Origin of the sequence: Amycolatopsis sp. NPDC059021, from assembly GCF_042739895.1 — a bacterium.
Classification (GTDB): domain Bacteria; phylum Actinomycetota; class Actinomycetes; order Mycobacteriales; family Pseudonocardiaceae; genus Amycolatopsis.
Window position 1 is genome coordinate 1 of the sequence record NZ_JBHYIQ010000012.1, and the last position, 18,966, is coordinate 18,966.

The following is an 18,966-nucleotide window of genomic DNA, read 5'->3' on the forward strand; positions in this document are numbered from 1 at the left end:
GTCTTCCCGTGGCTGGGGGGGCGCCGGGCTTTTTTGTGAAAACCCGCCCCCCCCCCCGGGGCCCGGGGGGGCCCCCGCGCCCCCGGGCCGCGGGGCCCCGCCACCCGCCCGCGACCGCCACCACAACCACGTCACCGAACCGGCGAGGACGACCCAGCCCGCCGCCCGGCACACCGCGACGGACCCCGAGGAGCCGGGCAGCACCGCACCGGCGATCTTCCCTGCCGAGGTCGGAAGCGACATCCACGGTTCCAGCACCGAATTCCCGCCCAGCGTCCGGAGCCAGCCGAGATCTACCCCGGCGGCGACGCTGCACAGTCCGAACGCGACGACCACAATGGACACCGAAGCCGCGAACGCGAAGACGTAGCCACGCGCCGAAACCCGCCCGCCCGATCGCCGCGCCGCCCACACCCACACCAGGAACGGCAACGCCACAGCCGCGGGCGCCTTCACCGCGGCGGCCAGCGCGACCACCGCGAACCCCGCCCCCGGCGCACGAGTGAGCACGAGCGCCGTCCCCGCCGCGAGCAGTCCGGTCATCAGCAGGTCGTTGTGCCCGCCCGACACCACGCACAGCACCATCAACGGATTCGCCACCGTCAGCCACAGCGCGCGTTCCGGCCGGTTGCCGAGATGACGGCACAGGACGGGCAAGGCGTAACAGAGCAACGCCAGCCCGGCCACCATCGCCAGCCGGGTCAGCAAGGCGCCGAAGAGCACGTTGTCCCCGGTCACGACGAGCACGCTTTTCACGATCAGGATCTGCAGCGGCCCGTACGGCGACGAAATGTACATCCAGCCGCCTGCGGCGTTGTCGGTGATCGCGCTGGGAAGTTCGGCGGGAACGTGCGTGTACGGGTCGAGACCGGCGTGCGCCACCGCGCCCTGCGCGAGGTAGGTGTACAGATCGGTGCTGAACAACGGCGGCGCGCAGAGCAGCGGAACGCACCACAGCCAGGCCGTCCACCCGACCTCGCGTGCGCTCGTCCGGCCCGCGCGCACCGAGTGTCCTAACCGGACCCAGGCCGCCAGTACCACGGCGAGGCCGAGATACAGCACCGCGATCGCGGGCAACCGGCCGTGCCAGGACAGCACGGCGCCGAGCCAGGTACCGGACAGCACGGGATCGTGCCGCAGCGTCGCGCCCGCCCCGAACGCACCGAGCGAAACCAGCACGGATCCGCCCAGCCCCAGGACAGCCGCGCTCTTTCCGACGAAGATCATGCGGCAGGTCTAACCGGCGGGTGATCCCGGGCCGTTAAGATCGGCTTTTATCCGATCTTTATCCGCCCGGCGTTCTACTTCAGGATCATGAGGAGCGGTTGATGCGGGTACTCGTGGCCGAAGACGAGCGGATGCTGGCCGACTCCATCACCGAGGGCCTGCGGCATCTGGGCATGGCGGTGGACGTCTGCTACGACGGCGACGCCGCGCTCGAACGCGTCGCGGTCCACCGGTACGACGTCGTGCTGCTCGACCGCGACCTGCCGGTGGTGCACGGCGACGAGGTCTGCCGGAAGATCGCCGGCGGTGACGGCGAGACCCGGGTATTGATGCTCACGGCCGCGGCGGGCATCCGCGACCGCGTCGACGGGCTCGGCCTCGGCGCGGACGACTACCTCACCAAGCCGTTCGCCTTCGCCGAACTCGTCGCCCGGGTACACGCGCTGGCCCGGCGTGCACGTCCGGCGCTGCCGCCGGTGCTCGACCGCGCCGGCGTCGAACTGGACCCGGCGAAGCGGTTCGCCTCGCGGGACGGGCGGCCGTTGTCGTTGTCTCCCAAGGAATTCGCCGTCCTGGAGGTGTTGCTGCGGGCCGAGGGACGAGCCGTCAGCCCGGAAGAACTGCTGGAGAAGGCATGGGACGAACACGCGGACCCGTTCACGAACACGGTGCGGGTCACGGTGATGACCTTGCGGAAGAAGCTCGGCTCGCCGCAGGTGATCCGCACCGTACCCGGGGCGGGCTACTGTCTGGACGCCTGAGGCGGGCGCTGGCGTCCATGCGCGGCCGTATCGGGCTGGTTCTCGTCGGCGGCCTGGTCGCCGGCCTCGCCTTGCTGTATCCACTCGGCAAGACGCTGGGGATGGTGCTCGGGACGTTCGTCGACGGGGATTTCTGCCCGCGGAACACCGGCTGCCACAGCACGGCGGGCGGGATCGGCTGGCTCCTGCCGCTGATCGCCGTGGTCGTGCTGGTGCTCGCCGTGCGCCGCCCGGTGGCGTCCTGGGTGCTGCGGCCGTTGCCCGATCTCACGGCCACCATCGAAGAGGTGGGGCCGCGGAACCTCGGCCAGCGCATGCGGCTGGACCAGACCGACGGCGAGGTGCGCGCGCTCGCCGCCGCGGTGAACGGGATGCTCGACCGCGTGGCCATCGGCTTCGAGGGACAACGGCGGTTCGCCGCGAACGCCTCGCACGAACTGCGTACCCCGCTCGCGGTGCAACGGACCCTCGCCGAGGTCGCGGTCGTCACCGGCGGTGGCGACGAAGTGCGGCGGCTCGCGACGCAACTGCTGGTGGTCAACGAACGCAACGAGCAGCTCATCGAGGGACTGCTCGTGCTGGCCGAGGCGGACCGGGGGCTGCCCGGCACTGTGCCGGTGCGGCTGGACACACTGGCGGAGTCAGTCCTCGCGCGGTACGCCGAACCGCTGGCCGAGCACGAACTGACCCTGCGCGGCGACCGGGCGGAACGCACCGTGCCCGGCGATCCGGTCCTGCTGGAACGGCTGATCACCAACCTGGTGGACAACGCCATCAAGTACAACCGCCCCGGCGGCTGGATCGAGGTCGTCGTCGGCGCCGAACCCGCGCTGAGCGTGCGCAACTCCGGCGAGCGCGTACCCGCCGAATCGGTCGACCCGCTGTTCCAGCCCTTCCGCCGGGCGAGCGCCGACCGCACGAACCACCACGACGGCGCCGGGCTCGGACTGACCATCGTGCAGTCGATCACCGCCGCGCACCACGGCCGGGTGTCCGCGGCCCCCGGCGAGGACGGCGGCCTGCGCGTCGACGTGATCCTGCCCTGACCCGGGCCAGGGGTCCGGCGGTGAAGTCCACAGTGGACAGTTCGGGCGCACCCCAGTGCGTCGCTCGGGAGGGTGAACGTCCGCTCCCCCGTCCAGGGCACACCCCGTGCTGCCGGTTGCGGAGAATGCCCGTGTGCTGCCTGTGAATCGCTGTGACCGGGCTGTGGATCCGCTTCGCCGGGATGCCGCCCGGACATCGCTGTGGTGATGTGAACGGGTGACGGTCAAGAACCTCCGCGCCGCGACGGTGCTCCTGGTTTCGGCTCTCCTGGTGCTCGTGGCGAGCAGCACCGACGTGGTCACGGACACCTCGGCCGCCGACCCTGCCACGGCGGCGAAGGTCACCTCGGCGGCCATCGCGAGCCCGGCGGCGAAGGCCGCCCCGGCACCCGTCGCGAGCACGGCGGCGGGCGCGTTGTTCGCCGGCGGCCGTCACTTCTGCTCGGCGAGCGTGGTGCACAGCGTGGCGGGCGACGTCGTCCTCACCGCCGCGCACTGCGTCAACGGCCGTTCCGGGCTCTCGTTCGCGCCCGGCTACCACGACGGCATCGCGCCCTACGGCCAGTGGCAGGTCACCGGCGTCTTCGTGGCGAACGGATGGACCACGTCGGCGGACCCCGACCTCGACTTCGCGTTCCTGACCGTCCACCGTCCCGGCGACACCCGTGCGATCGAAAGCGTCACCGGCGCCAACACGCTGGGCGCCGGCCGCGGCTTCACCAACACGGTCACGCTCACCGGCTACCCCGACACCACCGACTCACCGGTGACCTGCCGGAACACCACCACCCAGTCCGGGCCCTTCCAGCAGCGCGTCGAATGCCCCGGCTTCCCCGACGGCACCAGCGGCGGGCCGTGGGTGGCCGGGGCCGACCCGGCGACCGGGCTCGGTGAGGTCGTCGGCGTGATCGGCGGGTACCAGCTGGGCGGCGCCACCCCGGACGTGTCCTACAGCGCCTACTTCGACACCGACATCCAGAACCTGTTCGCGACCGTCACCGGTTGAGCGCGCGGGGCGCCAGTGCCAGGTCGAACGTGTTGCCATCGCCCTGCACGAGCGAACTCAGGTAACCGGTGAACGCGCCGCAGCCGGTCAGCGGCGGCAGCGTGTAGGTACCGGTGAGCGTGCCACCGGAGGCCATCGCGAATCCTTCTCCCGTACGGAGATCCGCCGTCGCGGGGCTCGACGTCTTGCAGTCGGGGCCGCCGCCGACCGGCATTCCGAAGAACGTAACCTGCGGCAGGGAGAGATCGAAGCGGCTGTGCGCGGTGAACCCGGTCGCCGTCAGTTCCCCGGTCTGCGGGCCTGCGGGCGTGTAGACCAGATCGGCCGTCCCCGGCAGGAAGCCGAACAGGCGGAACTCCGCGTGCGCCTTGTCCAGCGCCGGCCCGCCGCTGAACGTCTGCTCGGCCGAGTTGCCGGTGAAGCCGAATCCACCGGTGACGGGTGCGGTGGCCCCGAGCGCCTTGATGGTCGTCTTGCCCGTGACCGCGTAGTCGTACGCGGTGGTCGTCGAATTGGCGAGGTCGAAGGACAGCAGCACCGGGTCCTGGCCGGGGTCGAGCGTGCAGTCCGAGGTGAAGGCACCGATCCCGGTGAACGAGCCGTCCGCCTTCTTCGGTGTCAACCGGGTGCTGAAGTCGCCGATCGTCAACGTCGTCTTGCCGGGGTTGGCGAGTTTGATGGCGGGTACCGAACCCGTCGCCTGCGTGGTGAACGTCCCGTTCGGCGGAATCGAGGTCTTGGCCACGTTCAGGGGAATCTTCACCGGAAGCGGCTTGGCGTCGCCGTTGACCAGCGTCACCCCGGCCGCGGCGGTGCCCTCGATGCTGGCCGCGCCGACCAGGGTGAGCCCGCGCGACGCCTTGTCCGGCACGGTCACCGCGATGTTCAGCCCGGACGTGGTGAGCGTGCCGCCGGGTTGCTTCGGGATGTCGAAGTCGGCCTTGACCTCCACGTCGAGCTTCTGCAGGCCGATCAGCGGGAAGGGGCAGGTGAACGACAGCTTCTTGTCGACGGGGGTGGACGCGGCCGCGCCGCGGACGGCGACGAGAAGCAGCCCGGCGGCCGTGAGCAGCAGGATGAGGCCCGTCGCGAGCAGCGCCCGGACGGAGAGTCGAAGGGGCATGATCGCCTTCCGGTGGCACGGCGCCGGCCCCCGCCGCGGGTGGCGGCGGGGACCGGCTGACCTGGCTACTTCTTGGTGAGGTTCAGATCGAGCGTGTTGCCGTCACTCTTGGCGAACGCGCTGATCCAATCGTTGAGCTGACCGCAGTTCTGCAGCGCGGACAGCGAATAGGTACCGGTCAGCTTCCCGCCCTTGAGCAGGTCGAAGTCCGGGCCCGTCTTCATCTCGCTGGTCGACGGGCTGACCGTGCCGCACTTCGGGTCGCTGCTGATCGGGATCCCGAAGACCTGCACCGAGGGCAGGAACACGTTGAACTTGATGTGTGCCTTGAACCCGGTGCCCTCGAGCTCACCGGTCTGCTGACCGACCTGCTCGACCTTGATGTCCGAGCCACCCTGGATGAACCCGAACAGCTTGAAGTCGGTGTGCGACGGTTCGAGCTTCAGGTCACCGGTGAAGGTCTTCTTCGCGAGGTCCACATCCGCGTCGAAGCCGCCGTTGATCGGCGCGGTGCTGCCGAGCGCCTTCAGCGCGGTCTGGCCCTTGATGCCGAAGGAGTACTTCAGCCCGCCCCCACCGGGAGTGCTGGTCGGCGGCGTCGTCGGCGGAGTGGTCGGCGGCGTCGTCGGAGGGGTGGTGGGGGGCGTGGTCGGCGGAGTGGTGGGAGGCGTGGTCCCGCCGCCGTCACCGATGGTGACCGTGGCCAGCGTGTTGTTCTGGCCTGGATCCTGCGTGCACGGCGCGTCGATGTTGCCGTCCGGCGTGATGCCGGTGACCGAGCCGTCGGCCTTGCGCGGCGTGACCTTCAGCTCGAGGTCGCCCACGGTGATCTTGGCCTCGCCGGGCTGGGTGAAGGTGAGCGACGGGGTCTTGCCGCTGGCGTCGAGCGTCATCTCACCCGAGGGCGGGATGTTTGCCTTCGGCACGTCGATCGGCACCTTGACCGGCAGGTTCAGGCTCGGCGCCGCGACCGCCGCACTCGCGATCGCCTGTCCCTCCAGGGTAGCCGCCCCGATCAGGTTGAGCCCGCTGACGGTGTCCGCGTTGATCGTGGCCTTCGCCTTGATGTCGAACGCTCCGGTCGGCTGCCCGGTCTTGACCGTCTTCGGCAGATCGGAGTTGATCACCACCTTCATCGCCTGGGAACCCACCAGGGGGTAGGTGCAGTGGTAGTTCAGGGTGAGCGAGACGGGGTCGGCGGCACTGGTCTGTGCCCCGGCCACGAGTGCCGAGGCGACAAGCCCCACGGCACCGGCAGCGGCGGCGGCGACCGCCCTCTTGGTTCCTCTTCGGTGACTCACAATCGTCCTTCCGTGGTATCAACGATGATACGAAACGGCGTATAATTCCCCATGTCGCCTGCAAACCAGACCCCAGGGAATTTTCCGGGTAGCGACGATGTCTGACGGATCGCAACCGAACAGTAAACTAACGACGGCACCTGGCGCCGATCAAGGGCTTCCCCGGAAAACTTGACGCCCCTGCGGTAAATTGTCATCCCAGAACGTCGCCCGGCGGGGGTTCCTAGCAGGGGCAGGCGAGTTTCCCCAGCACAGCGCCCTCTGGAACGCTCACGAGAACCGCTGACGCGCGTAACAAAAACACCGCGCGTAATTAGCTCGCACATGCCAATCATCATTTCCGCACACTCAGCCTGCACCGATGCGCTTGCCCGGCGGAAGCTTTCGTGAGTAACCTCGCAGTTCGCACCCGTCGGTCACCGGCGACCGGCGCAGAATGCGCTGCCCGGCCGTGCGCCCCGCCGACTCCCTCCCTTCGCGAATTCGACGAGGACACCATGAAAAGAATGCGCCGCACGGCGTCGAGAATCGCGTTCGCCCCCGCGTCGGCCGTGGCCCTCGCGGTCCTGCTGACCGCCTGCGGGGCGTCGAAGCCCGCCGACGCCGGCCACCACGCCGATCCCGCCGCGCTCGCCTGGGCCGACAAGGTGTGCACCGGCGTGGCGGCGGGCTCGGCGAAGCTGTCCCAGCCCCCCGCCATGGACCCCGGCGACCCGCAGCGGTCCAAGGACGCGATGGTCGGGTTCCTGACCTCGCTCACCGCCGCGCTCGACGACATGGCGGGCGGCATCCGCGCCGCCGGTGTCCCACCCGTCCCGGATGGACAGTCGGCGGTGGACAAGGCCACCACGACGCTGGGCGACACCAAGTCGAAGGTGGCCGACACCAAGGCGAAAATGCAGGACGCGAAGGTCACCGACCAGACGAGCCTGCAGAAGGCGATCGGCGAGGCCGACGGCACCATGAGCAAACTCAGCGAGCCGGAGGGCCCGATCAAGGACCTCAAGGCCAATCCCGAACTGAACCTCGCCTTCGCCGAGTCCCCGACCTGCAAACGGGTCTACGGCAACGCCTGACCCGTCCCGTCCCCTTCCAGGAGGCCCGGCCGTGCTCTCGTTCCCCCGCCCGTCCCGCAAGGCGCTCGCCGCCGTGCTGGCCGTCGTCCTCGCCACCGGTCTGGCGGCCCTGCTTGGCGCCAGCCCGGCGAATTCGGCCGTCCCGTCCGCCACGGCCGGGACCGGCCCGTTCGACGACTCGTTCTACACCCCGCCCTCCCCGCTGCCCGCGGGCAAACCCGGCGACGTCATCCGCTGGCGTGCCTCGAAAGCCGGGCCGCGCAAGGATTCCGTCAACGCGTGGCAGGTCATGTACCTGTCCACCGACGCGCTCGGCAAGCCGGACGCGGTGACCGGCACGGTGCTGGTGCCGAAGAACGCCGACCCGGCCGCCGCGCCGATCGTCGCCTTCGCGCCCGGCACGCACGGGCCCGCGTTCGGCTGCACCCCCTCGTCGATGATCGACATGGGCGCGTTCTACGAGCAGCCCGGCCTCGACGACCTGCTCGACGCCGGATACGCCGTCGCCGTCACCGACTACGAGGGCTACCACCAGGATCCGAAGACGACATACGTGGTCGGCAAGTCCGAAGGCCCGGCGGTCATCGACTCGGTCCGCGCGGCACAACGGCTGTCCGAGACGAAACTCTCCCCCGGCGCCAAGGTCCTCTTCCGCGGCTACTCCCAGGGTGGCGGCGCGGCGGCCTGGGCCGGGCAGCTCCAGCCGTCCTACGCACCGGAGCTGAACCTGATCGGGGTCGCCGCCGGCGGAGTGCCCGCCGACCTCGTCCAGGTCACCCTGCAGCTCGACGGGAAGTTCGGCTTCGGGGTGATGGCCTACGCGCTCGTCGGCCTCGACAACGCCTACCCCGAGCTGAAACTCGACTCGTTCCTCAGCGACAACGGGCGCGCCAAACTGAAGGAGATGCAGCAGAGCGCCTGCACGTTCGAGCTGCTCACGACGTACGCGAACCAGAAGATCGCCGACTACACCACCAGCGCGGGCTACGTGAAGCCGGAATGGGTGGCGCGGCTCAACGAGAACAAGCTCGGCGGCATGCCGATCAAGGTCCCGCTGTTCCTCTACCACGCCACGCAGGACCAGCTCGTCCAGTTCGGCCAGGGCGACGCGCTGCACAAGGCCTACTGCGCGGCCGGGGTGAAGGAAACCTGGAAGACCTACGAAAGCGACCACATCACCACCATCTACACCGGCAACGCCGACGTGCTCGCGTTCCTCAAGGACCGCGTCGCGGGCACACCGGCCACCTCGAACTGCTGAGCCCTCGATGCCGAGACCCGCACCTGTGTCCTCTGTGGACACAATGCTCTCCACAGAGGACACAGCGGAACGCGGGACGCGCCTGCCCGGCGACGGCGACACCGGGAAGCTCCGGGAGCTTCTCCGGTTCGCCACCGTCGGGCTGGCCGCGTTCGGCCTCACGCTCGGGGTGAACTACGGCCTGAAACTCACTGTCCTGCAAGCGAAACCGGTGACCGCGCTGGCCGTCGCGACCGTGGTGGCCACGGCGTTCGCCTATCTGCTGTCGCGGCGCTGGGCGTTCCCCACCCGTGGCGGCAGGCGACGGGCACACGAGGCCGTGCTGTTCTTCACGGTCAACGCGATCGCCGTGACGCTCAACCTGTGCCCGCCGCTGATCTCCCGGTACGTCCTGCGGCTCGAGGTGCCCGAGGTGAGTTTCGCCGCGCAGGAGATCGCCGACTTCGTCAGCGGCATGCTGCTGGGCACGGCGGCCGGTTCGGCGTTCCGGTGGTGGGGGTACCGGCGCTGGGTCTTCCCGGTCGCCGGCGCCCGTCATCCCGTGGTGCGCAAGCGTTCCGCGCGCAACGCGAGTTCGATCCGCAGCCGCTGATCCGGATCGTCCAGCCGGTCCCCGAACAGTTCGCCGAGCCGCCGCAGCCGGGCACGCACCGTCTGCGGGTGCACGGCGAGCTGCCGGGCGATCTCGGGCGCGCTCCGCCGCGTCTGCACCAGCAGCAACAGTGTCGTGGCGAGTTCCTGGCGCTGCCGCGGCGGGAGCCCGGCGAACGGCGCCAGCACCTCCTCGACCAGTTGCTCCAGGAGGAACTCGTCGGCGAGCAGCAGCAGGGTGGTGAGATGCTCGCCGCACCACAGCACCGGGCCGACGACGGTGATCAGCCCGCGTGCGGCCAGTTCCCCCGCGTGGCGGGCGATCCGGAACGACTCGGCGGCGCGTGAGAGCGGCACCGGCGGGCCCACCGCGGCCGACCAGCCCGTGGGCAGTTCCCGCAGCCCGCCCAGTTCCGCCTCGGGACAGCCGGCCAGCGCGCCCGGCCGGTCGCCCGCGAGATCGGCGGGTGCCGTCGCGGGCAGCAGCCCCGCCGGGAACGCGGGAGCGCCGGGCGCCGCGCGGAACACGACGGCGGTGACCCGCTCCGGCGGCCGCCAGCCGATCGCGGCGGCCAGCGCGTCGGCGTCGGCCCGCGCGTAGTCCGCTTCACCGGTCAGCAGCCGGAAGAGCCGGGCACGCTGTTCGACGGGCCCGACAGCGCCGGACTCCGCCGCGTGGTAGCCCTCGGTCAGCGCCATCGTCGCCTCGACGACGTCGCCGAACAGGCCTTCCGCGGCGCCGTAGAGCACCTCACCGGACAAGCCGAGCTGACGGCCGGCGTCCGCGATCGACCGCCACAGCACCCGGCTCGCCACCCGGAACGCGGCCTGTGCCGCCTCCTTGCTCAGGCCCTGTTCGAAGGCGGCCCTGCCCTGCGCGCGGAACTCGGCGAGCGAGTCGTACTGCAGCAGCTCCGGGACCCCGACCCGGTCGATGGCCCGTTCGATGCCGCGCCGGGTGAGCTCGACGGCACCCGCGCGCAGCCTGCTGTCCCCGAACACCTCGGCGCATTCGCCGATTTCGGCCACGACGTCCTCTACGCACCGGCGGGCTATCGCCGGGATACGGGGCCGCATGACGTCGCCGAGTTCCCTCGGCAGCCGCGCCCACAACGAACCCGCGGGCCGCCCGCTCACGTGATCGCCCCGGGCCGGGGAAGTATGCCGACGATTTCGGGCCCCAATTCCCTCTCGCCTCGGCGCCGCGGCGCCCTCGAATGCACGGAGCGTAGAACCGATCGCTCGTCCGTGTCAAAATCCGGTGCGACACAACCCGATATGTCACAGCGGGCGACGTCCCGCGGAATTCCGTGACAATTGTTCGTCACGTTCCGGGTGCACTCGCGCGCGTCATCGAGTAGAAACACTCCTGGACGGGTTCCGGCGGCCCGATGCGCTCGAGCAATGAAGCTCGCGTCCCCCTTCGGCGAAATCACAGGTGGTCTTCGTGGTCGAGTACCGCAGTTTCCGCATGCTGGCGGCATTGCCGCGCCGGCTCGGCGACGAGTTGCGGCCCCACACCGGCCACGCGGCGGCCGCGATGATCCAGGAGATCCAGCGTGCGGTCCCGGCGTATGCGATGCCGCTGCGGGGTGTCTTCGGCCGCGTCGTGGTCGTCGCGGTCGAGCGCGCGGTGCAGCATTACGTCGACTGCATCGGCAATCCGGACATCTCCCACGACGCGTGGATCGCGTTCTACCGCGAACGCGGCCGGCGGGAGTTCGAGGAGGGCCGCGACCTCGATCCCCTGCAGGACAGCGCGACGATCGGCGCCCGCGCCGCGTGGCGCGCGATGCAGCCCGTCGTGCGAGGGCTCGACGTCCCGCCCGAGATCGTCGCGCTCTCCGCCGAAGCCGTCTTCAGCTACGTCGACGAGCTATGCGCCACGGCGGCGGAGGGCTATCTGGCCGCCAAATCCGAGGCCGCGGGTGCCGTCCCGATCCGCCGCCGCAGGCTGCTGACGTTGATCGCGCGGGCACCGGAAACCTCCGCGAGCAGCATCACGAGCCTGGCGGCCGGGGCGGACTGGCGGCTCCCGGAGACCGCGGCGATGGTCGCGCTCGAACGGGCTCCCGGCGCCCCCGCCTTCCCCGCGCACCTGCTGGACGAGGCCGTCCTGCTCGATCTCGACGACACCGAGCCGTACCTGCTCACCGCCGATCCCGACACCGAACTCGCCCCGCTGGAAGGCGCGATGACCGGATGGCGAGCGGCCGTCTCCCCCGTCGTCCCGCTGGCGGACGCGCCCGCCGCACTGCACACCGCCCGCCGCGCGCTGCGGCTGTCCGGCGAGGACGTGCCGGGCCCGATCATCTGGTGCCGCGACCATCTCGCGTCGCTGTGGCTGCTCGCCGAGGACTTCCTGGGCGCCGAACTGGCCAAGCAGAGCCTCGACCCCTTCGCCTCGCTCAGCGAAAAACAACGGGACAGGCTCAGCGAAACCCTGTTGGCCTGGCTGGAAACCCGTAGCGGGGCACCCGAGGTCGCGCAGCGCCTCGGCGTGCATCCCCAGACCGTGCGCAACCGCCTCCGGCAGCTGGAACGGCTGTTCGGCGACCGGCTCAAGGACGCCGACGACCGGCTGGGCATGCAGCTCGCCCTGCGCGCCCAGCGGCTCATGCGCGCACACCGTCGCGACGAGGAACAACCGGGGAACTGACCTCTTCGGGCTCCCGGGCGGGCCGTCCGGCGCGTTGCTCCGGCACCCGCACCGTCGGCAGCACCCGCCGCCAGCCCCGGCCCCGGCGACGGCCGCGCGAGGGCGGGTACTCGGGGCCGAAATGGAAACTCGCCCGGCAGGCCATCAGCCCGCGGCCGTCGTTCCGGCACGGCGCGTCGTCGCATCCATGCGTTTCTCCCGTACTGCCGGGGTGGTGGCGAACAGTTTCCTGAATACCGGGGCGGCAGGCAAAAGTCGATACACCATTGTTTGGCGGTGCCCGAATCTAGCACCCGCGTGCGGTCGGCGAGAAGCGTTGTTGTCACGCCGATCGCAACCGATTCATCCGCCCTGCGGCAGGCTGCCGGAACAGGGCTTCTTTACGTTATTTTCGCCCGGAGCGGAAAGGCGGCACATGACACTCGACGTACACACCGTGACCCTCCACGGTCAGGAAGTCCGGCTGCGGGAATACGTCCCGCCCCGCCCCGCGGCGGCCCCGGACGACGACGTCCTGGTGCTGCTGCACGGTATTTCGGGCAGCGGCGAGACCTGGCTCCCCCTGCTGGAACAGCTCGAACGGACCGGGTTCGGCCACCGCGTCCTCGTCCCCGATCTGCCGGGGCACGGTGATTCCGGTGCGCCACGGGCGGACTACGGCCTCGGCGCGCTCGCGAGCGTCGTCCGGGACCTCCTCGCGATCACCGGGCACCGGCACGCCACGATCGTCGGGCACTCGCTCGGCGGCGGGATCGCGATGCAGTTCGCCTACCAGTTCCCCGAGATGTGCTCCCGGCTCGTCCTCGTGGGCAGCGCCGGCCTCGGGCCACAGGTGACCGCGGTGCTGCGCGCGACGGCGTTGCCCGGGGCCAGGGCGACACTCACCGTGACGGTCAACCGGGTCACACTGGCCGTCGCGCGTGCCTTCGCCGCGGCCGGCCGCAAACTCGGCGGCCGCCTCTCGCCGGAGACCAGGGAGCTGACCCGGCATCTGGCCTCGCTGGCCGACCCCGGCCGCAGGCGAGCCTTCCTGTTCATCGCCCGCAGCCTCATCGACCTGCGGGGCCAGCGGGCGAGCGCGGTCGACAAGCTGTACCTCGCCGAGCAGGTGCCGACGCTCCTGGTGTGGGGCACGCGCGACCCGCTCATCCCCGTCGAGCACGCCAGAAGGGCGGCCGAGGTGCTGCCGGACAGCCGCTTGACGGTGTTCAAAAATGCGAAACACTTTCCACATGTGGCCGATCCCGCCCGGTTCGGCCTGACGCTCGAGCGCTTCCTCGCCGAGACGACGCCCGCCCGGCTGAAGCTGGAGGAGGTCGTGGCCGTCCTCGTCGCCGCGAACCGCGTCACGCCCCTGGAAACGGCCCCGGAAAAGTTGTCACCCGGACATCATCCTCAGCGCCGCTAAATGTCACTCGCCACCGCTTCGAGCCACCCGTTCGGGTGTAGTCCGGACGGGTTACCTCAGCGGCTCCCGGAAGTCGTTGACAGTTCTCCCGGCCGGATTTTATGTTGCCTGAGCCACAAAATCTGGATCGGCTTCACCGTTGAAGAGGCTGATTTTGTTGCCAGCAAGGATAAAAACATGACCGACTTGGACACCGGGTTCTCGCGGCACGATCTGCGTACGGCACGGCCGGACCCGGACGTGCGGTACCCCGTCCCACCGCACCGTCAATCGCCGGGCATGCGGCCACGTGCCTTCACCCCGGCCCCGCGAACCCCTGTGGAGACCCGATCCGTGCGCAGCACCGGTGCGAATGGACTGTGGGCGTCCCTGCCGAGGGAACTGGGCGAGAAGTTCCGGCCACGGGTCGACCCGATGGCCAGGGCCATCCTGCAGGAGGTGCAGCGAGCGGTACCCGAATACGCGCAGCCACTGGAGGGCGCGTTCGGCCAGATCATCACGCAGGGTATCCGGCAGGCGATCCTGCACTGTCTCGACAGCATCGGCGTCGGCACGGTCGCGCTCGACACCTGGACCACCGTCTTCCGCAATCTCGGCAAGGTCGAGTTCAACGAGGGCCGCAGCCTCGACTGCCTGCAGACGGCCTACCGCGTCGGCGGCCGGGTCGCCTGGCGGCACGTCTCGGAGTTCGGCCAGGCGATCGGCAGCGACGCGGACACCCTGTGCACCGCGGCGGAAGCCATTTTCGCTTACGTGGACGAGATTTCCGCGCTCTCCATCGAGGGCTACACGGCGGCGCAGGCACGGGCCGCCGGCACCAGGGCGCGGCGGCGCCGCCGGCTGCTCGAACTCCTGCTCGCCGACCCGCCCTCCTCGCCCCAGTCGATCACGGCGCAGGCCGCGAACGCGCAGTGGCCGACGCCTGCGGAGGTCACGGTCGTCGCGCTGGAACGGAGGCCGGGGCCGCACGGCCCGGCCGCCCCCGACCTGCACGACGACGTCCTGGTCGATCTCGAAGGCGCCGAACCCTGCCTGGTCACCGGCGACCCCGGGGAGCACCTGAAGGACCTCGCCGAACGGCTGCCCGGCTGGCGGGCGGTGATCGGGCCGACCGTCCGGCTCACCGACGCGCCGCGGTCGCTGCTGTGGGCCCGGCGCACGCTGCGGCTGGTCCAGCGCGGCGTCCTCCCGGACAACCCGGTCACGCGGTGCAGCGACCACCTGTCCACACTGTGGCTGCTCGCCGACGAGTTCCTGGTCCGCGAACTGTGTGCCCGCAGCCTCGCGCCGTTCGAGGATCTCACCCCGAAACAGCGCGCCCGGCTCGGCGAGACACTGCTGATCTGGCTCCAGTCCCGGGGCAGCGCGCCCGAGATCGCGAAGAAGCTCAAGGTCCACCCGCAGACCGTCCGGTACCGCATGCACCAGCTGATCGACCTGTTCGGCGACCGGCTGAACAACGCGGACGACCGGCTCGACATGGAAATCGCGCTGCGTGCGGAGGCCCTGCTCGCCACGGACTGAAGAAAGCGCTCGCACCCGCGCAGCACCACTCTCGTACCGCGCTCACTCACAATGCTCACTCACAACGAGGTGATGAGGTGACCCGATCGCAGGGTGGCCGCGGCGGCGTCGAGGCGACGTTCGGCCCCCTGCTCGGGCCCGCCCGCACCGCCGGGGACGGCACGCGCCTTGTCCAGCTGTGGGCACTGCTGCCCCGCGAACTGGCGGCGGTGTTCCGGCCGGGCCTGCCCGACGTGGCGGGCGAGGTGGTCCGGGAAATCCAGCGGACCATCCCGGACTACGCGCGCCCGCTGGACGGCGCGTTCGGGAAGGCGCTGAAAACCGGTGTCCAGGCGGCGTTCCTGCAGTTCCTCGACCGCATCGGTGCCCCGGACACGCCCGCCGAGGACCGCCGGACGGTGTTCGTCAAGCTGGGCGTGCACGAGTACGCCCAAGGCCGCAACGTCGACGTTCTCCAGGCCGCGTACCGGGTCGGCGCGCGGGTGACCTGGCGGCGGATGGCCGAGACCGGGACCCGCGCCGGGGTGCCGTCGGCGACGCTGTGCCTGCTCGCGGAGGCCATCTTCGCCTACATCGACGAACTGTCCGCGCTGTCGGTCGCCGGCCACGCGGAGGCGCGGGAGAAGGCCGCGGGCGCGCTGGAACGCCGTCGTCACCGGCTGATGGAACTCCTGCTCACCGAGCCGCCGTCGCCCCCTGGCATGGTCACCGAGGCCGCCGAACTGGCCCGGTGGCGGCTGCCGGACCGGCTCGTCGCCGTGGCGCTCGACCGGCCGGGCGACGAACCACCCGCGGCCGCCACGGACGCGCTGGCCGACCTCGAAAGCAGCGCGCCGTGCCTGGTGCTCCCGGCGCCGGAGGACCGGCAGCGGCTGGCCGAGGGCCTCACCGGCTGGCGAGCCGCGATCGGCCCCGCCGTGCCGCCCGCCCTCGCCGCGCGTTCCCTGCGTGCCGCGCGGGAAGCGCTCCGCCTCGTCGACGCCGGAATCCTCGACGACGAACCGGTGACGTGGTGCGACGCGCATCTTTCGCGCCTGTGGTTGTTCAAGGAACCGTTCCTCGCCGCGGAACTCTCCCGCCGGCGGCTCGGCCCGCTCGCCGGGCTGACGGAGAAACAGCACACCCGCCTCGCCGGTACTTTGCTGGCCTGGCTGGAAACGTGCGGCAACGTCCGCGAGGTCGCCGACCGGCTGGCCGTCCATCCGCAGACCGTCCGCTCCCGCGCGCAGGAACTGGAAGCGCTGTTCGCCGACCGCCTCCGCGACCCGGAGCACCGCTTCGAAATGATCCTCGCCCTGCGCACCACCCCCTGACCGCGAGATTCCCGGCGGAGCCGGGCCGGTGTCGCGAACGACGCGTTCGAGACGCTCATCGTCCCCAACGGAGCGTTCGCGACAAAGCAGCGGATAGGCGGCGCCAGCACCAGCCCACCACTTGCTCCCCACACACGAGATCTCCGTCCAATCACGCGAAAACTCCACTCACTCACGCGAGAACTCCGTTACCGCACAACAACTCCCCGCACTTTCAGTCCACTATGGACGGACACTCGAAGGTTCACCGATACGAGTGATGCCATCGCACAGGTGTTCGGCGTAGCGTCGAAGACATGATCAGCCCGAGCACCACCCCGACCCCGCCCGACCTCGCCGAGGTCGCGGCGGCCCTGTCCACCTACTGGATTCTCGAGGAGGAGATAGCCAAGGTCCAAGCACGGCAGCTGCGCGCGCTGGAACTCTATTCCCGGAAGGCCGCATCGCGAAGAGCCGCCACCGCGAAGGTCGCGCGCACGCTGTCGGTGACGGCAACGGAGGCCGAGCGGAAGATCGCCCTCGCCCAAACCCTGGTACGGCGGTTGCCGGGCACGCTCGCCGCGATGGAACGCGGCGAGATCACCGAACCCCAGGCCGCCGCGCTCGCCGACGCCTTCGCCGTCCTGCCCCTGGGGGAGGCCGGTCATGGGCGGGGAGAGCCATGAGGTCAGCCGCCCAGCTGTGTCGTCCTCGGCTCCCCCGGCGCCCACGCGAGCCGGGCGGCGTGCCGGACGTTGCGGCGCCACGCGACCTCGTCGTCCCCTGTGTCCGCTCGCAGCTCACGCACCAGAGCGTCCACTTCGGACTGAGGATCCAGATCGACGAGACCGACCCGGAGGCCGGGATGTTCCAGCACCAGAACGCGAATGAGCCCTCGCAGGAAATCGAGCCCCGGCTCCGCCGCGCCGAGGTCGGTGACGGAGCGGGTGACGACGTAGAGCCGGGTACCGCGCGCCTGGCTCGTCTTCCGGATGAGATCGGTCACCGCGTGCATCAGCTCGCGGGCGTCGTCGGCATCGCGGTAGGCGCCGGGCGGCCCGACCAGGAGCACGATCCCCCACACCGGACGGGCGTCGGCGGCACGCTCGGCGAGCAGCCCCGGCAGTTCGGCGACGTCGTCCTTCGGCAGCGACAGCGCCTCGTCGCCGGTCGCGTCCAGGGCGATGGCCAGGGTGATGAGGCGGGCCAGGCTCAACGGATGCTCGTCGGTCAGCAGCAGCCACGACCTCGGCGCGGCCAGCGGCGCGTCCGGCAGTGGCACCTCCGGCCAGCACGTCTCGAAGGAACCCGGGGCGGGCGTTCCCGTGAGCGCGGCCCGCCCGAGCCGCTCCACCTGCTCGGCGAGCCCCTGCTCGTCGTCGTTCTCCGGCCGCTCGGCGTTCATCGCCTTCGCCCCCTGTCCGGTCATGCCGCGGCCAGCGCGGTGACCCGCCACCGGCCCCCGCTCCGCTCCGCGGTGACGCTCAGCTGCGCGGCACCGGTACTGCGCTGACCATCCCCGCGGACACCGGTCTGGTCGAGGAACACCAGCAACGAGGCGCGATCCCCGTCGAGCAGTTTCACCCCGGAGGTCACCGCCGCCGAGGTGACCACCAGCTTCTGCTCGGCGGCGAGCTTGCGGACCTGGGCGAACAGCTGGTCGTACTGCGCCAGCGCGGGCCCGGTCAGCACCTCCTTCGCGGCCTGCTCGCTCTTGCCGGGATCGTCGTAGCGATAGGAGAAGATCGTGGCCAGCGCCTTGCCGACCTGATCGTTCACCTCCGCGGTGGCGGCGACGTCGGCCAGTGCGGTGTTGTGGGAGACCACTGCCGTGGCGTCCCGCGCTTCGAGGGCGAACCAGCCCGCGAGCGCGGCCATGACCAGCGCCACCGCCCAGCACACGAGCGGCCATCGGCGGCGCCGGACAGGTGCCAGTTCCGCCTCGGCAGGCAATTCCTGCTCGGCGGACGGTTCCGGCTCGGACACGACAGCGGACGCACCATCGGACGCGGACTCGCCGGGAACACCGTCGAGTTCCGTGTCCGGCGGGTCCTCGGGTTCCGGCTCGGCGTGCGCGAGCGTCCGGCGGGCACTCCCCGCCACCTTCACCGCGCGCCTGCCCGGCTTCACGGCTCGTTTCGTGTGCATTCCCGTCCTCCGCGTCACGACTTGCCGACGTCAGACACCGGGACCTGGCCGAGCGCGGTGACCCGCCAGCCGTCCGGGGTTCGGTTCAGGTCGGCCTGGAACCGGTTGTGCTTGGTCACGGCCTCGCCGCCGTCGGGCCGTACCTGCAGTTCGACCGAGGCGATCACCTTGGCGGTGCCGGCGCCACTGTCCACTTCGGTCACCGCGGCGTCGACCACCCGGCCGGTGGTCACGGTTTTCGCCTGAGCGATCCGGTCGAGGCTGCCCTGTCTGTCCTGAGCCAGCTCGTCGCGCAGCGCGCCGCCGGAGAGATCCAGCCAGTGCTGGTAGCCCTGCGCGGCCTGCCGGTAGTCCAAAGTGGTCAGTGCGGTCACCGCCTGCCGTCCCGCTGCCAGCGCGTCCTCGCGCACGTTCGCCCGCGCGACACCGTCGTCGTGCCCGGCATGCCACCAGGCGTAACCGAACCACGCGGCCAGCAGCGTCGCGAGCACCGCGGCCCCGGGTGCGAGCCAGCGTACGACCCGTGTCATCGCCTTCACTCCC

General features: G+C 70.7%; 18 protein-coding genes. 11 read left to right on the forward strand and 7 right to left on the reverse strand.

The window, feature by feature from the left end; translation table 11 throughout:
* Positions 1–1,227 (reverse strand): polyprenol phosphomannose-dependent alpha 1,6 mannosyltransferase MptB (mptB, locus tag ACFWX1_RS09325; protein ID WP_378385540.1); only part of this gene is annotated, 1,227 nt, incomplete at its 3' end.
* 101 nt (positions 1,228–1,328) lie between these two features.
* Here mptB and ACFWX1_RS09330 point away from each other — a divergent pair.
* The 3 genes from ACFWX1_RS09330 (at position 1,329) to ACFWX1_RS09340 (ending at position 4,040) form a co-directional block, all read left to right on the forward strand.
* Positions 1,329–1,988, forward strand: a complete 660-nt coding sequence (locus ACFWX1_RS09330; protein WP_378385542.1) for a response regulator transcription factor — start codon at positions 1,329–1,331, stop codon at positions 1,986–1,988.
* Between the two features lie 17 nt (positions 1,989–2,005).
* Complete coding sequence (locus tag ACFWX1_RS09335; protein WP_378385544.1) at positions 2,006–3,034, forward strand: sensor histidine kinase; 1,029 nt, start codon at positions 2,006–2,008, stop codon at positions 3,032–3,034.
* A gap of 217 nt (positions 3,035–3,251) precedes the next feature.
* The gene (locus tag ACFWX1_RS09340) at positions 3,252–4,040 is read left to right on the forward strand and encodes a trypsin-like serine peptidase (protein WP_378385546.1); all 789 of its coding nucleotides are present in this window, start codon (positions 3,252–3,254) and stop codon (positions 4,038–4,040) included.
* Here ACFWX1_RS09340 and ACFWX1_RS09345 read toward each other — a convergent pair.
* Both ACFWX1_RS09345 and ACFWX1_RS09350 read right to left on the reverse strand, forming a co-directional pair.
* Positions 4,030–5,163 (reverse strand): DUF6801 domain-containing protein, encoded by a 1,134-nt coding sequence (locus ACFWX1_RS09345; RefSeq protein WP_378385548.1) that lies wholly within the window; start codon positions 5,161–5,163, stop codon positions 4,030–4,032. The two genes, ACFWX1_RS09340 and ACFWX1_RS09345, sit on opposite strands and share 11 nt — an antisense overlap.
* A 65-nt stretch (positions 5,164–5,228) precedes the next feature.
* Positions 5,229–6,464, reverse strand: a complete 1,236-nt coding sequence (locus tag ACFWX1_RS09350; protein WP_378385550.1) for a DUF6801 domain-containing protein — start codon at positions 6,462–6,464, stop codon at positions 5,229–5,231.
* A gap of 497 nt (positions 6,465–6,961) precedes the next feature.
* Here ACFWX1_RS09350 and ACFWX1_RS09355 point away from each other — a divergent pair, with 497 nt between their 5' ends.
* From ACFWX1_RS09355 to ACFWX1_RS09365, 3 genes are read left to right on the forward strand one after another with little or no spacing between them, the layout of a single operon-like run.
* On the forward strand, positions 6,962–7,540 hold the full coding sequence (locus ACFWX1_RS09355; protein WP_378385552.1) for a hypothetical protein: 579 nt from the start codon (positions 6,962–6,964) through the stop codon (positions 7,538–7,540).
* 31 nt (positions 7,541–7,571) lie between these two features.
* Positions 7,572–8,801 carry a lipase family protein gene (locus tag ACFWX1_RS09360; RefSeq protein ID WP_378385554.1) on the forward strand — a complete coding sequence of 410 codons (1,230 nt, stop codon included), beginning with the start codon at positions 7,572–7,574 and terminating at the stop codon, positions 8,799–8,801.
* A gap of 43 nt (positions 8,802–8,844) precedes the next feature.
* Positions 8,845–9,393, forward strand: a complete 549-nt coding sequence (locus ACFWX1_RS09365) for a GtrA family protein (RefSeq protein WP_378385556.1) — start codon at positions 8,845–8,847, stop codon at positions 9,391–9,393.
* On the opposite strand, the gene ACFWX1_RS09370 is transcribed toward ACFWX1_RS09365, so the two are convergent.
* Positions 9,336–10,529: a helix-turn-helix domain-containing protein gene (locus ACFWX1_RS09370; protein WP_378385558.1), complete on the reverse strand. Its 1,194-nt coding sequence runs from the start codon at positions 10,527–10,529 to the stop codon at positions 9,336–9,338. The two genes, ACFWX1_RS09365 and ACFWX1_RS09370, sit on opposite strands and share 58 nt — an antisense overlap.
* 301 nt (positions 10,530–10,830) lie before the next feature.
* On the opposite strand from ACFWX1_RS09370, the gene ACFWX1_RS09375 reads away from it, so the two are divergent.
* The 5 genes from ACFWX1_RS09375 (at position 10,831) to ACFWX1_RS09395 (ending at position 16,961) form a co-directional block, all read left to right on the forward strand.
* Positions 10,831–12,051, forward strand: a complete 1,221-nt coding sequence (locus ACFWX1_RS09375) for a PucR family transcriptional regulator (protein ID WP_378385560.1) — start codon at positions 10,831–10,833, stop codon at positions 12,049–12,051.
* Between the two features lie 415 nt (positions 12,052–12,466).
* Entirely contained in the window at positions 12,467–13,459 is a 993-nt protein-coding gene (locus tag ACFWX1_RS09380; protein ID WP_378385562.1) for an alpha/beta fold hydrolase, read from the forward strand.
* 333 nt (positions 13,460–13,792) lie between these two features.
* Positions 13,793–14,983, forward strand: coding sequence for a helix-turn-helix domain-containing protein (locus ACFWX1_RS09385; protein ID WP_378385785.1), 1,191 nt, complete (start codon positions 13,793–13,795; stop codon positions 14,981–14,983).
* A 77-nt stretch (positions 14,984–15,060) separates the two neighbouring features.
* Positions 15,061–16,296, forward strand: coding sequence for a helix-turn-helix domain-containing protein (locus tag ACFWX1_RS09390; RefSeq protein WP_378385564.1), 1,236 nt, complete (start codon positions 15,061–15,063; stop codon positions 16,294–16,296).
* A gap of 296 nt (positions 16,297–16,592) precedes the next feature.
* The gene (locus tag ACFWX1_RS09395; RefSeq protein ID WP_378385566.1) at positions 16,593–16,961 is read left to right on the forward strand and encodes a hypothetical protein; all 369 of its coding nucleotides are present in this window, start codon (positions 16,593–16,595) and stop codon (positions 16,959–16,961) included.
* Positions 16,962–16,963: 2 nt separating this feature from the next.
* On the opposite strand, the gene ACFWX1_RS09400 is transcribed toward ACFWX1_RS09395, so the two are convergent.
* From ACFWX1_RS09400 to ACFWX1_RS09410, 3 genes are read right to left on the reverse strand one after another with little or no spacing between them, the layout of a single operon-like run.
* Entirely contained in the window at positions 16,964–17,704 is a 741-nt protein-coding gene (locus tag ACFWX1_RS09400) for a hypothetical protein (protein ID WP_378385568.1), read from the reverse strand.
* Positions 17,701–18,423 (reverse strand): hypothetical protein, encoded by a 723-nt coding sequence (locus tag ACFWX1_RS09405; protein WP_378385570.1) that lies wholly within the window; start codon positions 18,421–18,423, stop codon positions 17,701–17,703. The genes ACFWX1_RS09400 and ACFWX1_RS09405 overlap by 4 nt, the downstream gene beginning before the upstream one ends.
* A 14-nt stretch (positions 18,424–18,437) precedes the next feature.
* A complete protein-coding gene (locus ACFWX1_RS09410) occupies positions 18,438–18,953 on the reverse strand; it encodes a hypothetical protein (RefSeq protein WP_378385572.1) in 516 nt (171 codons plus the stop codon).
* Between the last annotated feature and the right edge of the window lie 13 nt (positions 18,954–18,966).

Coding starts and splice junctions, on each gene's coding strand:
- ACFWX1_RS09380 (WP_378385562.1), top strand. CDS start 12,467: ATGACACTCGACGTACACACCGTGACCCTCCACGGTCAGGAAGTCCGG.
- ACFWX1_RS09410 (WP_378385572.1), bottom strand. CDS start 18,953: ATGACACGGGTCGTACGCTGGCTCGCACCCGGGGCCGCGGTGCTCGCG.
- ACFWX1_RS09330 (WP_378385542.1), top strand. CDS start 1,329: ATGCGGGTACTCGTGGCCGAAGACGAGCGGATGCTGGCCGACTCCATC.
- ACFWX1_RS09355 (WP_378385552.1), top strand. CDS start 6,962: ATGAAAAGAATGCGCCGCACGGCGTCGAGAATCGCGTTCGCCCCCGCG.
- ACFWX1_RS09405 (WP_378385570.1), bottom strand. CDS start 18,423: ATGCACACGAAACGAGCCGTGAAGCCGGGCAGGCGCGCGGTGAAGGTG.
- ACFWX1_RS09365 (WP_378385556.1), top strand. CDS start 8,845: ATGCTCTCCACAGAGGACACAGCGGAACGCGGGACGCGCCTGCCCGGC.
- ACFWX1_RS09345 (WP_378385548.1), bottom strand. CDS start 5,163: ATGCCCCTTCGACTCTCCGTCCGGGCGCTGCTCGCGACGGGCCTCATC.
- ACFWX1_RS09335 (WP_378385544.1), top strand. CDS start 2,006: ATGCGCGGCCGTATCGGGCTGGTTCTCGTCGGCGGCCTGGTCGCCGGC.
- ACFWX1_RS09395 (WP_378385566.1), top strand. CDS start 16,593: ATGATCAGCCCGAGCACCACCCCGACCCCGCCCGACCTCGCCGAGGTC.
- ACFWX1_RS09400 (WP_378385568.1), bottom strand. CDS start 17,704: ATGACCGGACAGGGGGCGAAGGCGATGAACGCCGAGCGGCCGGAGAAC.